The sequence below is a fragment of the Chromobacterium fluminis genome (assembly GCF_011602385.1).
In the GTDB taxonomy this organism is placed as follows: Bacteria; Pseudomonadota; Gammaproteobacteria; order Burkholderiales; family Chromobacteriaceae; genus Chromobacterium; species Chromobacterium fluminis.
Map to the genome: position 1 here is coordinate 57,888 of NZ_JAAOMA010000004.1, position 12,720 is coordinate 70,607.

General features: G+C 55.8%; 16 protein-coding genes. 7 read left to right on the plus strand and 9 right to left on the minus strand.

Annotated features, from left to right (window positions below; translation table 11 throughout):
* Nucleotides 1–51 precede the first annotated feature (51 nt).
* The 3 genes from HA052_RS04440 (at nucleotide 52) to HA052_RS04450 (ending at nucleotide 3,126) form a co-directional block, all read left to right on the plus strand.
* Nucleotides 52–390, plus strand: coding sequence for a hypothetical protein (locus tag HA052_RS04440; protein WP_166450956.1), 339 nt, complete (start codon nucleotides 52–54; stop codon nucleotides 388–390).
* Nucleotides 391–457: 67 nt separating this feature from the next.
* Nucleotides 458–2,233, plus strand: coding sequence for a phosphoadenosine phosphosulfate reductase domain-containing protein (locus HA052_RS04445; protein ID WP_166450957.1), 1,776 nt, complete (start codon nucleotides 458–460; stop codon nucleotides 2,231–2,233).
* 227 nt (nucleotides 2,234–2,460) lie between these two features.
* The gene (locus HA052_RS04450) at nucleotides 2,461–3,126 is read left to right on the plus strand and encodes a hypothetical protein (protein WP_166450958.1); all 666 of its coding nucleotides are present in this window, start codon (nucleotides 2,461–2,463) and stop codon (nucleotides 3,124–3,126) included.
* An 820-nt stretch (nucleotides 3,127–3,946) separates the two neighbouring features.
* Here HA052_RS04450 and HA052_RS04455 read toward each other — a convergent pair.
* From HA052_RS04455 to HA052_RS04485, 7 genes are all read right to left on the minus strand, one after another.
* Nucleotides 3,947–4,231, minus strand: a complete 285-nt coding sequence (locus HA052_RS04455; protein ID WP_166450959.1) for a hypothetical protein — start codon at nucleotides 4,229–4,231, stop codon at nucleotides 3,947–3,949.
* Nucleotides 4,228–4,455: a hypothetical protein gene (locus HA052_RS04460; RefSeq protein ID WP_166450960.1), complete on the minus strand. Its 228-nt coding sequence runs from the start codon at nucleotides 4,453–4,455 to the stop codon at nucleotides 4,228–4,230. Before HA052_RS04460 ends, HA052_RS04455 begins: the two co-directional genes overlap by 4 nt.
* A gap of 20 nt (nucleotides 4,456–4,475) precedes the next feature.
* Entirely contained in the window at nucleotides 4,476–4,859 is a 384-nt protein-coding gene (locus HA052_RS04465; protein ID WP_166450961.1) for a hypothetical protein, read from the minus strand.
* A 110-nt stretch (nucleotides 4,860–4,969) separates the two neighbouring features.
* Nucleotides 4,970–5,188 (minus strand): hypothetical protein, encoded by a 219-nt coding sequence (locus HA052_RS04470; RefSeq protein ID WP_166450962.1) that lies wholly within the window; start codon nucleotides 5,186–5,188, stop codon nucleotides 4,970–4,972.
* 125 nt (nucleotides 5,189–5,313) lie between these two features.
* Nucleotides 5,314–5,730, minus strand: a complete 417-nt coding sequence (locus tag HA052_RS04475; RefSeq protein ID WP_166450963.1) for a hypothetical protein — start codon at nucleotides 5,728–5,730, stop codon at nucleotides 5,314–5,316.
* A gap of 578 nt (nucleotides 5,731–6,308) precedes the next feature.
* A complete protein-coding gene (locus tag HA052_RS04480; protein WP_166450964.1) occupies nucleotides 6,309–6,755 on the minus strand; it encodes a hypothetical protein in 447 nt (148 codons plus the stop codon).
* A gap of 36 nt (nucleotides 6,756–6,791) precedes the next feature.
* Nucleotides 6,792–7,073: a hypothetical protein gene (locus HA052_RS04485; protein ID WP_166450965.1), complete on the minus strand. Its 282-nt coding sequence runs from the start codon at nucleotides 7,071–7,073 to the stop codon at nucleotides 6,792–6,794.
* A 505-nt stretch (nucleotides 7,074–7,578) separates the two neighbouring features.
* Between HA052_RS04485 and HA052_RS04490 the strand changes: the two genes are divergently transcribed.
* From HA052_RS04490 to HA052_RS04505, 4 genes are all read left to right on the plus strand, one after another.
* Nucleotides 7,579–8,034, plus strand: a complete 456-nt coding sequence (locus HA052_RS04490) for a ParC-related protein (RefSeq protein WP_166450966.1) — start codon at nucleotides 7,579–7,581, stop codon at nucleotides 8,032–8,034.
* Complete coding sequence (locus HA052_RS04495) at nucleotides 8,034–8,327, plus strand: type II toxin-antitoxin system RelE/ParE family toxin (RefSeq protein ID WP_166450967.1); 294 nt, start codon at nucleotides 8,034–8,036, stop codon at nucleotides 8,325–8,327. Before HA052_RS04490 ends, HA052_RS04495 begins: the two co-directional genes overlap by 1 nt.
* The gene (locus tag HA052_RS04500) at nucleotides 8,320–8,802 is read left to right on the plus strand and encodes an SGNH/GDSL hydrolase family protein (protein WP_166450968.1); all 483 of its coding nucleotides are present in this window, start codon (nucleotides 8,320–8,322) and stop codon (nucleotides 8,800–8,802) included. The genes HA052_RS04495 and HA052_RS04500 overlap by 8 nt, the downstream gene beginning before the upstream one ends.
* 245 nt (nucleotides 8,803–9,047) lie before the next feature.
* Nucleotides 9,048–10,514: a tetratricopeptide repeat protein gene (locus tag HA052_RS04505; protein WP_166450969.1), complete on the plus strand. Its 1,467-nt coding sequence runs from the start codon at nucleotides 9,048–9,050 to the stop codon at nucleotides 10,512–10,514.
* A 115-nt stretch (nucleotides 10,515–10,629) separates the two neighbouring features.
* On the opposite strand, the gene HA052_RS27900 is transcribed toward HA052_RS04505, so the two are convergent.
* Entirely contained in the window at nucleotides 10,630–10,761 is a 132-nt protein-coding gene (locus tag HA052_RS27900; RefSeq protein WP_277345067.1) for a hypothetical protein, read from the minus strand.
* Between the two features lie 415 nt (nucleotides 10,762–11,176).
* Nucleotides 11,177–12,187, minus strand: a complete 1,011-nt coding sequence (locus tag HA052_RS04510) for a tyrosine-type recombinase/integrase (RefSeq protein WP_166450970.1) — start codon at nucleotides 12,185–12,187, stop codon at nucleotides 11,177–11,179.
* Nucleotides 12,188–12,720: the final 533 nt, after the last annotated feature.

The following is a 12,720-nucleotide window of genomic DNA, read 5'->3' on the forward strand; positions in this document are numbered from 1 at the left end:
ACCCGGGGCCAGTTCCCCTTGGGGGGCTGGTTCTACTCACCGGAGAAAACCATGCCCAATACCCATTACCCAATCTGGTTTGTTACTGTAAACCTGGAAGAGCAGGTGCATGTTCAGGCCCTTGGATTCACGAAGCAGATCTACCTTTTCGCATGTTCCCAAGACGCTCATGGCGCCGCGGTCGTCAGTACGCGCTGGGCTGAGTCACAGGGAATGAAGCCTTTCCATGTCGACGTGAAGGATTGTCTGCTTGCAGTTAGCCAAGACGTTTCAACCTATACCTTCCCTGAGCAGATCATAAATCTGCCTTCTGAAGTCTTGTTCGCCGAGTTCGACAGGCGAAAATACCCGGAATCGTTACGAGTCCCGGCTCGTGTTGTCATGATCTAATCAACCACATTGCGGTCATTTTCCCGGTAAGGGGAGGTGACCGCTTTCACTAGGAGGCCTCGTCATCATGCAGTTTTCTTTGGAGCTCGAGGAGCTTGGTCTTAAGAATGTCTCCACCAAATCTATTGAGGAGTTGGTGGAGACTGCGGAGAGGAACATAGAGTCACTCTTCTTAGCTGGCCATCAGGTAGCGGTCAACTTTTCCGGCGGTAAAGACAGTTCTGTCTGTTTGAACCTAGTTCTGCAATGTGCCGCGAAGTTAGCGAAGGCTGGCTTTGAACCGAAGGTGATGATCGCCAATGCAGACACCAAGATGGACCAGCCTGAGATCAAGACCCACGTCGAGGCCGAGCTGAAAAAGGCGGCTCTTTTCGCGAAGCAGAACGGCTTTTCTCTGGAGGGATTCATCGCTTCACCATCGGTTGGTAATGAATTCTGGGTTCGTGTCATTGGAGGGCTGAAGCTGCCAGCTTTTCCGGGAACAAACCAGGACTGTACTGAGGCTCTGAAAATAACCCCGATTTTGCAAACGAGAAAACGAATGGCTGCGCTGGGAAACCAGCCCGGTATTCCTCTTGTCAGCATTGTAGGGACCCGGTTTGAAGAGTCTGAAGTCCGCTCGGCTAGAATGAACGCCCGTGGCGAAACTGCAGATATTCCCTGGCAGAACAAGGATGGAGATTGGCTGTTAAGCCCGATAGCCTACTGGACCATAGAGAACGTTTGGGAGTACATGGGTTTGGCGATGCAGGGAGCAATTACCGCCTACAGTGATTTCGAAGAGGTGGTAAGGATCTACCGAGACGCCGGCGGAACCTCATGTTCAGTTGTTTCTGACATGGTCACTGAAGGTGTCAGGTCTGCAAGGCCTTGCGGCGCCCGTACCGGATGTTGGGCGTGCACCCCGATCGGGGCAAGTGACAAGTCAATGGAGAACCTGATCCAGTCTGACGAGCGCTACCATTACCTGAAGTCACTCAACACTTTGCGCGGCTTTTTGTTCGCAACCCGTTGGGATATGAATCGGCGCCAGTGGTATGGGCGCACCATCAAGAAAGGGTATGTTTGTGTCCGCCCGGACTGCTATGGGCCTTCTATGCAACGAGAGCTGCTCCGGTACGCATTAACGATCGATGCAGAAGAAGAACTGGAGGCTCGTAAATCTGGTATCAAACCTAGGTTCCAGATCATCAGCCCGCAAGCATTGCTCGCGATCGACTTTGTTTGGTCGCTTCACGGGTTCCAGCGCCCTTTTGAAGCTCTGAAAATCTGGCGCGATGTAAGCATGGGTGCCAGGTATCCAGTGCCCGAAGTTCAAGCATTCCCGCAGGTTCCCATGCCCGTCCCCAGGTATGTACATGTGGGAACGGAATGGGATGAGGGGCCTGATCGGCTTAACTCTGGGTTGAGAAATCCACTTTTGGAGACATTTGGTGGAAGTGGTTGCATGGGTACCCGCGAACTCAAGGGAGGGAAAGTCGTCATGGATGTTCTGACCGATGATTCCCTATCTGTCGATGAGGAAAGTGCACTGCTGGTGTTGATGCTAGAGTCGGATCGACTTATTGATCAGTATTGGGCTGACGATGGGCTCTCGCCAACATATGCGGCATTCTACTACTTGCAATTAGGGACTGTGAATATCGCTGATGGCCAGCATTCAAGGGTAGATCAACATTTACGACGCACAAGCCACAAGGCTCGTCACGGCTTGAATAAGGACGTTGATCGAGATATCTTGCTTTCTAAGTGTGCTCCGAATGGATCTGTCCCGATGGAGGTAAAGCTTGCTTTCAATGACATTACCTGCAGGGGAGGGCAACCATCCCTTTTTGAAATTTAACAATCAAGTGTTCCTTTAGGACGTTTTCCAACCACCAAGCCCGGCATAGCCGGGTTTTTTTTTGATGTGTAGGAAATAGTGAGAATTTGTGCCGATTCACAGAAATCACCTCTCTTCACCAGGCGGTACGATTGCATGATTCCAGCACCTGCCACCTTGAAATTGAGAACCTACTTGGCATGCTCTAGAGGTCGATGGGGGAAGCCCCAGTTCCTGAAGGAAACAGTATGAAGAAGCGGATCCATAGAATTCTATCTTTTGCTTCTCTATCGGCTGTATTGCTTGGTTGCAGCAATGGGCCTGATATAGAGGCTCTCATTGTGAGGGTTGCCGCCATGAAAAAGGGGAGCGCTTGGGAAGGATATCAGACACTTCAAACAGCAACTCAGGTGTTGAATCAGCAGAGTACTTTCACTGCCCTGAATAATGCCCTAGGATTCGGACCAAATGAGGCGGTGAAGCTACGGCTTCAGGAGGCTCAGTACCGACAATTGGCCATCGCAGCTAGTAGCCTTAGGCCAGAGGCTGTAATTGAGCTTTACAAACACAACCATACACAAACTTTGGATCCGCTACGTATGAAGCTGGCCAGCATGGTGGTAGCCGTTGCACGCGAAAAGGAAGGGGAAAAACTGGGAGTAGAGTTCCTGCAGGTTGCGACTGATATCGCTCTACGTGGGACATTTTTTCCCCAAGATTTAAAGGCAGGCCAAGAGCTTGGTATAAAGCGCTGGAGCATTGGCGATAAGAGCGCTGCATTCGCGCTCGCAGAAATCTCCCGGCTGCAGGGTAACCAGGACAATGCCTTTGCATGGGCGTTACGCACGGGAAGTGCAGAGTTTATTAATGACTACCAGGTACGAAAATCCACCTCTCATCAGCCCAGTAGTTAGAAGCGGTTAGCAGTGTGAGATCCTGGGCGATACTGTCCAGACATTATCTAATGTCCGTAGTTGAAATGGACAAACGTATCGACGTTAGTGTCGAGCTGTTGTTCGCAAGCATTATTTGGGGCGCGGCGACCGAGCGGCCTACTCTCGGGCGCCAGTCGCGCACGTCCTTCTTTTTGCCCAAACAAGGAAGACAGATGGGTAGGACTATGCGGACGGTGTTTGCCTTTGTCATCGGCCTTCTTGCCTTTCCCGCGCTCGCAGCATGCCTGGTGCTGGGAGATAGCCTACTGTAGCAGGAACACATCATCGGCTTGCGGCGCCGGCATCGCGCAGGAGGTACCTGCAGGGTCTCGTACAGGCCCGGGCGTCGACGGCTTCCGCGCACTCTAGCTAGTCAGCAATTCCGGCGGCCGCCGGCGCCGATTTGGATCTTGAGTGCGCAGTACCTGGCCGCGGGCGGCCATTTTCCTGGCCCGCGTTTACAGGTGTCCGCCAACAGCAGGAAGATATCGTTTGGCTTACGGTGCTTTCTATGACCGGACATCGCGGATGCTCTAAACCGGACAACGTGGATGAAAACACAGAACATCGTGGAGTTATTCTCAAACAACAGCACTCTAAAACCCAAATTACAAGGTCGTCATGAGGAGAATCCCATATTTTCGAGTCAGAACACCCCCCATTGCATTCGTTCTGCCCCACCGGATATCAGGGATGCGTTGTACCGGAGATCGAGGATGGTTTCTGTTGTTATCCACCAAAAGTAAGGGGCTGGCGAGCAACGCGGATGCCTGTTCACTCAGGTGTCGCGCGAATCGCATCACCCTTCGGCCTCTTCACCCAGCGGCCTCAGCCCGTGCTTGAAGTTGTTTCTGAGCTCCACGTAGTTGCCCAAGCTCGCCGCGGCAATCATATGGCTCAAGCCCTGGACAACCTGGTCCCTCGAGAGAACGCCCTTGCTGAAATCATCCAGCACGTCGTGCAGGAAAACATCCAGATCGTCATGATCTTTTGCCGTCAGCACCGGCGACATGCGCGCCTTTTCCGCTTCGATCTCCTCGCGGGAGCGTTGATCGAAGCGCGCTTCACGTTGAACTCCAGTCATGCTTTTTTCCTCGTGTGGTTCTGGGCAGCTTTCGCTGCGGTTTGCCCCGCTTTGTATGCCGCCCGGGCTTTGGATCCTGGTAGGCCCGCGGCGGGCCCCGCTTGGCCGACCGGCAGGGTAGGGTGGTCATAACCGAGATAGAAGGCGGCGCCCAGTCCGGTCAACCGGCTGACGGGCGGATTCGCTTTCAAGGCCTGGTATACAGCCTGCTGGTCCTGGTTCATTGTCCGGCTCCCGTTACGGCCTATGGTTTATGGACGCCTTCCCCATCATCGAACTTGTCCAGAGTGGTGACGGCTTCGTTCGCGACACTCGCCACCTTGACCAGACGCTTCCAGCACTCCTGATCCTCCGTCTTGCATTGGGGGAAGGTTGTGAGAGCATTTTTGGACTTGTTCTTATTGCGCCATTCAAGCTTCACCCAGTACAGGCCGACGGCGTTCTGCGCCTGGGTTTTTTGCAGAATGGCAAACTCGCGCCAGCACTTGGTGTCGTTGCCGCAAGTCTTTTCCCCCGCAGCTTGCATCTGCTTTGCAGTTGGGAAAGACCCAGAGTCGGCGGCAGCTGCCGCGCCGCTGGCCAGCGCCAACAAAGTGGCCACGGCCAGTACGTGCTTGCTGAGGTACATGATGTTTCCTTAACGGCTTCCGGCCGTCAGCGGGCGGCCTTGCAGCCGCGATCGGTGTCAGAAATTGGCTTGCTGATACCGGCCTGTCACGTCGGCATGGGTAAGCCGACTTAGGCCTGATCGCCATCCGCCGCAGCCTGGTGTTTTGCCTCCTCCAGCTGGCTCTTGCACCGATCTCTTGCGTCGCGCAACGACTCCAGGAGACTTTCTCGGCGAGCCTCTTGAGCACCACTACCGTCACCACTATTGGCATTACTCCACGCGGCACTCATGTATTCACGGTCCGCAGCATCGTAGGCCGCCTGGGCCTTTTCTACAGCTTCACTCACGATTCCATCCTTTCGTTGTCGGCCAGCGCTGGCCGGTTTGGTGTCTCGGTTTATCCGCAGAGCGGCGCGTTGAGACGATTTCGGTTCAGAGTCCCTAGTCTTGTCGCTTCCATCCCCATCCCCTTTTAGGCCTGCTCACCCGCCTGATCAATCCGCTTCAGCTGCTGACGGATGTCGGCACTGACGATCAAATCGTCCAGCAGTGCTTGAAGCGACTGGGCCGTCGCCCGGCCTAGCATGTCGCGCAGCGCCGTCAGCCAGAGCTCAGCGCGCTCTAGCTCATCGAGATCCAGCTGAACCATGTCGCCGCTGTCCAGCGCCGCCACCAGCGGCAAAATCAGCGCCTCCAGTCCATCCGGATCCGGCGCCAGCAACTTGCGCAGGCGCGCCGCGCTGGCAATCTTGCTCATCATGCGCAGGTTGACCACCTGCACCTGGTCAACCGTCCCTTGGCGAATTGCCGCTACAGCATCCAGCCCGGGCGCGACCATCTTGATCGAAATGTCGAAGGAGGGCGGCCGATTGACCCTCTTTTTTTTCATGCTATTGCTTCCTTGTTGGTGGCCAACGATTCAAACTCGCTAGCCACCATTGATGCTTAGAGCAGTCTGAAACCAAACCCATTAGGGTTTAGACCCAGGTCCATCGATACGAATACATTGCCTTGGTACGAAGGCAGTGAAATATTTGCGCAGTTCGAAGTGATACCCTGTGGACGATAGGGGGCACGCTCAAGTAGCCCCTGATTCGAGAGCAAGCTATACAGGGAGTATGAAACCATTGCTCCTTTCGGCCGCGGGCTCGCGTTAGCTACCGCATCACAGAAAGGTTGAGTACTCATGTTTTTTCCTTTCAAAACGCCGGCGACCGGCCGGCTCGGGTGCCTCTCGGCGCGTATGCTTGCCCCTCCCACGCTCCCCGGTTTCGGTGTGGACCTCGGCTGTAGGGGCAGATGAATCTAACCAGCGGGCCACCAAGGCAGGATGCCTTACACCGTCGCAGCGCCCCCTGCATACTGATTGGCGCCGTCCGGGTTATCACGCTCTTGCGTGGTCATCTACTCGCCCGAATAGCGGGCTTTGCGCGGGGCAAGAATATTGAACAATTGGGCCCAGGCCACTTAATCGAGTAGCAGGCCTTGCGGGTCGTAGAACTCACACGCCACGTCGAAGCGCGCTTTGCCGTCGAAGTCACAGAAGTCGTCCAGCTGGCAGCGCACCACCATCAGCGGAGTCCCGTCGTCTGTTTTGGACAGGAGCAAGGGGTAGGTCAGCCCAGTGACCCACCCCCAGCCTCCCCGCGCGTCGACAAGCTTAATGCCAACCAGGGCAGAGGCAGGCGCGAGCTGGATGGCCTGACGCAAATCCGCCACCGTTCCACGTGCCGGCGCCGAGGCCGGCAGGGAGTGTACAGCCAGGACCCAGCCCGCGCCGCGGCCGAAAACCTCAAACTGCGCAACATGGGACGAGTAGTGCCGCATGCCACAGGTGAGGATGACAAATTCGATCAGGTTCTTGTCGTCAAGCTGGGCGATCAGCCCCAGCAGCGCTTCTTTGTTGATGGCCATGTTTTGCTCTTCATATTTGCAAGCGACTCAAAACCGTTAGGCCTCATCCTCAAAGCTGCCCACTGCGACGATTTTCCCATCGACGAACAGTTCCACCTTGTTGCCATCCGGCTGAATCGAGAAGGGTTTGCTACGGTCGTACCAACGGTGAGAGACCGAGACCTGGATCCCTTCCACCACACCGCTATGAATCGACAAAATCTGCTCCCGCTTGCCGGAGCGGTCTTCTGGCTGCAAACCAAAGGCCTGGGCCAGGGCGGAAACATCCTCATCTTTCTTCACCACCTTGACGGCCAGTTTTAGGTTTTCGAGCGTCATACTTTCTCCAACAGATAGGGGAATGAGCTTGGAAGGCAGGTGAAAGGTCTTTCACCGCAAAAATCCAGCGCACATTATCAATCCGCACTAAGATGCCAGTCAATTTGCATTTGATGTATAGATCAAATATTTCTTAACTTCTCCGGGCACACTGGAAGCCCCCGAATCGCGTCGTCGTCTTTGCGGCGCCGGGGCCTGGGCTTGTTGTTGATCAACCGGCTGAGGTGTTCCTCTGAGCACTCCCACCATAGCGCCAATGCCTTATTGCTCCATCCTTTGCGCATCAATTCAACTTTGACTTCTTCGGGTGTCATGATGGGCAGGAAACTCGGTAGATCCATTCTCGCGTCAACCTATACAATTGATATCTGTATCAACTATACCGCATCCTCTCTCTTCTAAGGTGAGGTTCCGATGGCCTCCCTGCAGCCATTGTCGCGCCACCAGCGATTAACTATAATTTGCGCATCCGTTTAATTATTCATCACCTGGCGGGAGCGCAATCATGACACCCTTGGAAACCATCGATCACACCACGCTGACCCATCTTGCTGACGCCGGCAGCCTGCGCAGCGCGCATGCCATCGGTCAAGTCGGGGGCTGGTCTGTCGTCGTGCGCTACGGCACCTATAGACGTGTACTGGCAGCATCACGCAGCAAGCAGGTTCGGTTGTTCAAGAAGCTGGAGACGTTGGTCGCTTACCTCGCCGGCGTCGGTATCACCCAGTTTGACGTGGATGCGGCCGAATTCAATGCGAAGAGTCCGCAGCGTATTCAGCGCCCGGATCGAAGCGCAGCGCTACAACGCGCCCACCAGGCTGCGGCCTACGACAACTATTTTCGCGAGGCGGTACAAGCCGCGCAGGAGGATCCTGCGCCTGGCATACCTCATGAGCAAGCCCAAACGTTGTTCGCCGCCAAACGGGCTGAACTGCTTAAACGCACCGGCAAGGCCAACTAATGCTGATCTGGAAGCCGTTGGCACTGGCCGACCGCAATGCGATCCTGGACTATATCGCCCAGGACAATCCGGTGGCCGCGGTGGAAATGGACGAACGCATCGAGGGGTGCGCCGAGCAGCTGATCAACCAGCCACAGTTGGGGCGACGGGGCCGCGTCGCTGGCACTCGAGAGCGGGTTGCGCACCCGTCCTACCTTCTGATTTACGAAGTGGACGACGCCGGCTACATCACAGTGTTGCGCGTGCTGCATACAGCGCAGTCCTGGCCCCAAACAAGGAAGAGAGATGAGTAGGGCTCTGTGGCGACTGTCCGCATTGGTCGGTGGCCTGCTTGCCTTGCCAACGCAGGCGGCTGACTGCCTGGTGCTGGGCGATAGCCTGGCTGTCGGCATCAGCCGCGGGCTGCCGGGTTGCGTGGCGCAAGCCAAAGTCGGCCGCACCACGCGTCAAAACATCGCCGTGGCTCCCGGCCAACCGTTTCAAGTCATCGTCATCAGCACAGGTAGCAACGACAAGGACCGCGTGTCGCTCGAGGAGCTCAGGAGCCTGCGCCTGCGGCTGCAAGCGAGAACGGTGGTCTGGGTGATTCCATCTGCCCAGTTTCGTGCCGCGGCTTACGTCCAATTTGTGGCGCGAGAGTTTGGCGACCTGACTCAGCCGGTGGACAGCGTGCTGGGCCCGGACAATGTTCATCCTACCCGCACCGGCTACCGTCGGCTGTCCGCTGGCCTGGCGCAGTATTTTCATCTGCCCTGGCAGGCCTACTGAGTCCCCACGCTGTCGTATCAGCACGCTGGCCAGGGCGAAAATCTAATCGGCATCAGAAGCACTGCACCTCCTTGACGCCCTGGCTCCCCGGTCGCACAATCGGTCGCGGTGCCCCTGGTGCGCCTGCCGCTCACACTGGCCAAGCCGATCAACCAGAACCTGTATTCCCCATCCTTCATCGAGTGTTTCCTGCGCCCGGTGGACGAGTGAGCCGTTCCATCTTTCGTGGCGCATAGGAGACAACGATGTCCTTTTCGGCTACAGACTTTATGGTGTCGGCCGACGCCCTCGGCGTTGCTGGCGCCGAGACATTTTGGGTTTGCCCTGACCTGATGGGCAAGCAACTCATGGCGGCGGCCAAGCGCCATGCACGATTCTTGGAGATCGAGTTTCCACTGTTCGGTCATCGCAAGATGCTCGAAATTGTGGCCAAGGCGGCCGGTTTCCCAAACTGGCACGCATTTCAGACCTTGCTGGATAGAATCGTCGCCGAATACGCGCCGCCGGAGCGAGGCAGCCGCAAAACGGCGCCAGACACATGCTTTCAGCCACTTGTCCCGGCGCTTCCGCTACTGATTTCCCTCCCTCCTGACATCGCTCCCACCCCCCAGGAACGCGCGGGACTCACCGATCTGGCGACCCGGCTCAGCCGTGAGCTTGGCGGGCAGCACCAGGTGGAGTCCGCGCTTGCCAAGCTAAATGGCGCCGACACATGGCGAGATCTGCTGGCGCGCAAGCCGGAAGACTCGCTTACACCGCTTTACCAGTTTCATGTCAATGACGACGGCGATGGCCGGTTTGTCTGCTCGGCCGCATGCGCAAGCCTGGTAGAAGAACTGGACGACAGGTGGCAGCGCTACGATGAGCGCCCAAAGGCAGATCAAACCCGAGCGCAATCCCATGTTGCAAGCATTCTGAAAAAGCGCCCTGACTTTTTGGAGGGGTGGCTCGCGCAAGCCACGATGCAAGAATTGGAGAGGCATGAAGAAACGGCAGGCCTCGCCTTCAGGCAAGGGGTGGATCGTGCGCTAGCGTTGATCCCCACTGGGTTCAAGGGAGAGATCTCCTGGGGATACCAGGGCAACCGTGCATACCATCGCCTGCTCTACAACTACATGCGCTGGCATATTCGGCAAGGGGATACTGCCGCAGCCCTTAAGCTTGCTCGCCGCCAACTTCGTCAAAACCCCAACGATAACCTTGGTGTCCGGTTCGATCTCCCCCTGTTCCTCGCTATCGCCCAAAAGCGTAGTGCCGCGCTCAGAGCCATGGCCAAGATTCAAAAGAAGGGAGAACGCGGGGATGGCCACATTCTGTTAATCCTGGCGCTTTGCTCGTTTCTGCTTGGAGACAGCAAGGCTGGTCAGGTCTACTTCTTACGGGCGTTGTTCGATCTCCCGGCTCTTCGCCCGCTCCTCCTAACCCAGCAGCTGCCAGATGATTTTTGGCAAGGTCGCCGCTGGCACCGCGGGTACATCCCTGATGTCGAAACCCTCTGGTTTCACTACGAGGCAGCGCGCATCTGGCGCCAGGACATCGATTTTGATTGGGAGATCCAGGTCATGCTTGAGGATCCTGAAGTGATCCATGCCGAGCGTGAAGTGCATGCCCGCTATGAGAAGAGCCTCTATGAGGGAGCCGACCTAGCCAACGCAACGGCCGAGCTCCTGGTCGAGCGAAATGGCTACACGTGGGGCACCAAGACATGCTGAATGTATATTATAACGGCAGCAAAAATCTTCTAACCCATCGGAGGGAGCCATTGGAAGATTCCGCGGCCCGTTAGAATATTGGCGGCCCACCGCTCGGTGAGCCGCCACTTCACGCTTAGGTCAGCAGCGCCAGAAGGGTGGCGTACATCATGATGGTGCCACCGGCGCGCTTCAACCACGGCGAGTAAGCGTCCACCCCCAGGGCCAGCAACAGCAGGCCCACCAAGTACATCGAAAATACTGTCATAGCTACTCCTTGGAATGTTGTGCATGCCATCGGTAATGGTGCACAGCGGCGTGTAAGACGCCGATGAGAGGTATAGCTTCCAGAGCTTGCATAAATTGGCAGCGCACTAAGAAATTGGTCATGACCACCACAGTGGTGGGTTCCCCCAAAGCGGCCAGCTATGCTGCTTCCTGCAGACAGGTTTTGTGATTAGAAATAACTAGACGACTGTCCCTCTCTAGTGATGGCGTCAGAGGGGAAAGCCTTCGGTACTCGCAGAGGACGGAGCAGGGGAGGCGGGTATCAGGACTCGGGCAGCACGGTGCAAACATACTAATCGAGTCAGTTGGCACGGACCCAACTCGCTTTGAACCAGCCCACTTGACCCGGAGGGAGCAGCGAGGGACGACACTGCATCGTCAGACTACTCGTTGAATTATTTGCCTTTCTTCCACTGTTCGTAGGCAAAACGTACTCGCTCTACCGTAACCACATCTACAAATCCCATCAACTGGGCGATCTCGCCTGCCGGCGTCTCCCGGTCGAGGTGGGTAGCCGCAAAACAATTACGTAGAGTCTGGCAGCAGGAGCGAGCCCCGTTGATCTGGTCCAGCCCAGCTTCAAGGAGCAGACGTTGGATTCGACGAAAAATACTGGACGGATCCATGGCAGCTCCTTTTGTACTGGAGGGGAACAACACATTTCCTTCCGTATTCAGCGAGCGTTGGTGCAGCCACCGTTGCAGGGCTAAAACAGCGAAGGGCTCAAGCTTGACCTGATGTTCGAAGGTTCCGGCGCCGGCGCCGTCTATGGCATCACTTCCACGAGCTTTTGGATCATAAGGTAGAGCGATGGTTTCAGCATTCAAAATGCAACTAATCGTCAGCCCATTTACCTCATGCACCTTGAGTCCCCCTCCGAGGAACATTCCAAGGAGGGCGAGGTCCCTTTCTCGCTTCCATATCCCAGCTTCTCCTTTTAATGATTTACCGGTTTTGCCTTTTCCCCCTCCATCATCCACTTGACCCGTTTCTACTATTAAGGCGAGCCGACGGCGGTCCTCTACGCTGAAAAAGCCCATTGGGGCATCCTTACCTATCGCTAACCGGTTTTTGGCTGCGTCTTTCGCTGGATTGATTGTATTTCTCGGCGCATCAGGAAGGCTGTTTATCCGTAGATATACCCGCTCAATTAAGCGGACGTAGCGGTAGCCCTGTTTTTTTACCAACTCTTCCTCATTAATAAATTGACCCAACTGATCCTTTTCCAACGTGTCGAGTCGGTAGTTATGTTCGGCCATCCATCGGCAGAACTTTCCCCACATCCAGCAGTAAACCTCAATCGAGTCTTTTTTAATGTTTTGGCTGGCCAGCCAAGAAGAAAAGGCCACCTCAGGATCAGTCATCCAGAGTGAGTACGAGGAGTCGAAGAGTGTTTGGGTGTGCATAGTTCTGTCCTTGGCTGACGATTAGTTGCAATTTATAGAGAGCGTAATCGAATGGCCAGGCTGGGTATGAAGGTCCGTTATACCCAATCTAGGGCTACCGCCGAGTCCACGTAGGGTGCCAGATTATGAAATAAGATCAAGTGCCATGTGAACATCCAGATAAAGAGGGCGAAGCCTGGTGGTGTCCCAATGGCGTAGGAAAAGAGGGCGCTACGCGCGTCTGCAGTGAGGAAAAACCGCCGGCGTCGGCTATCGCGCAATCTCGTCAGGACTTCGCCGCCATCTGGAGCTCTGACGTAAGGTGGCCGCCCACAGCGGCCGCGGTTTTTCTTCGCCCCAGATATTCAGCAAATCTTGATCCGGTTGCGCTGATCTCTCCACTGGAGGCAACCCTCTCACAGTATTCTCACGGAATTAGGCCAAAAACACCCATATTCCCGAGAAAGCCCGTATCCATCAAGCAAGTAGTATGACCGGAGTCTATCGGCGACTTCACCATGCTACGCCTCGTTGACGCCGGCGCCGGCCCACCC

Coding starts and splice junctions, on each gene's coding strand:
- HA052_RS04465 (WP_166450961.1), bottom strand. CDS start 4,859: ATGTACCTCAGCAAGCACGTACTGGCCGTGGCCACTTTGTTGGCGCTG.
- HA052_RS04455 (WP_166450959.1), bottom strand. CDS start 4,231: ATGACTGGAGTTCAACGTGAAGCGCGCTTCGATCAACGCTCCCGCGAG.
- HA052_RS04505 (WP_166450969.1), top strand. CDS start 9,048: ATGTCCTTTTCGGCTACAGACTTTATGGTGTCGGCCGACGCCCTCGGC.
- HA052_RS04500 (WP_166450968.1), top strand. CDS start 8,320: ATGAGTAGGGCTCTGTGGCGACTGTCCGCATTGGTCGGTGGCCTGCTT.
- HA052_RS04440 (WP_166450956.1), top strand. CDS start 52: ATGCCCAATACCCATTACCCAATCTGGTTTGTTACTGTAAACCTGGAA.
- HA052_RS27900 (WP_277345067.1), bottom strand. CDS start 10,761: ATGACAGTATTTTCGATGTACTTGGTGGGCCTGCTGTTGCTGGCCCTG.
- HA052_RS04475 (WP_166450963.1), bottom strand. CDS start 5,730: ATGAAAAAAAAGAGGGTCAATCGGCCGCCCTCCTTCGACATTTCGATC.
- HA052_RS04490 (WP_166450966.1), top strand. CDS start 7,579: ATGACACCCTTGGAAACCATCGATCACACCACGCTGACCCATCTTGCT.
- HA052_RS04510 (WP_166450970.1), bottom strand. CDS start 12,187: ATGCACACCCAAACACTCTTCGACTCCTCGTACTCACTCTGGATGACT.
- HA052_RS04480 (WP_166450964.1), bottom strand. CDS start 6,755: ATGGCCATCAACAAAGAAGCGCTGCTGGGGCTGATCGCCCAGCTTGAC.
- HA052_RS04450 (WP_166450958.1), top strand. CDS start 2,461: ATGAAGAAGCGGATCCATAGAATTCTATCTTTTGCTTCTCTATCGGCT.
- HA052_RS04445 (WP_166450957.1), top strand. CDS start 458: ATGCAGTTTTCTTTGGAGCTCGAGGAGCTTGGTCTTAAGAATGTCTCC.
- HA052_RS04495 (WP_166450967.1), top strand. CDS start 8,034: ATGCTGATCTGGAAGCCGTTGGCACTGGCCGACCGCAATGCGATCCTG.
- HA052_RS04485 (WP_166450965.1), bottom strand. CDS start 7,073: ATGACGCTCGAAAACCTAAAACTGGCCGTCAAGGTGGTGAAGAAAGAT.
- HA052_RS04460 (WP_166450960.1), bottom strand. CDS start 4,455: ATGAACCAGGACCAGCAGGCTGTATACCAGGCCTTGAAAGCGAATCCG.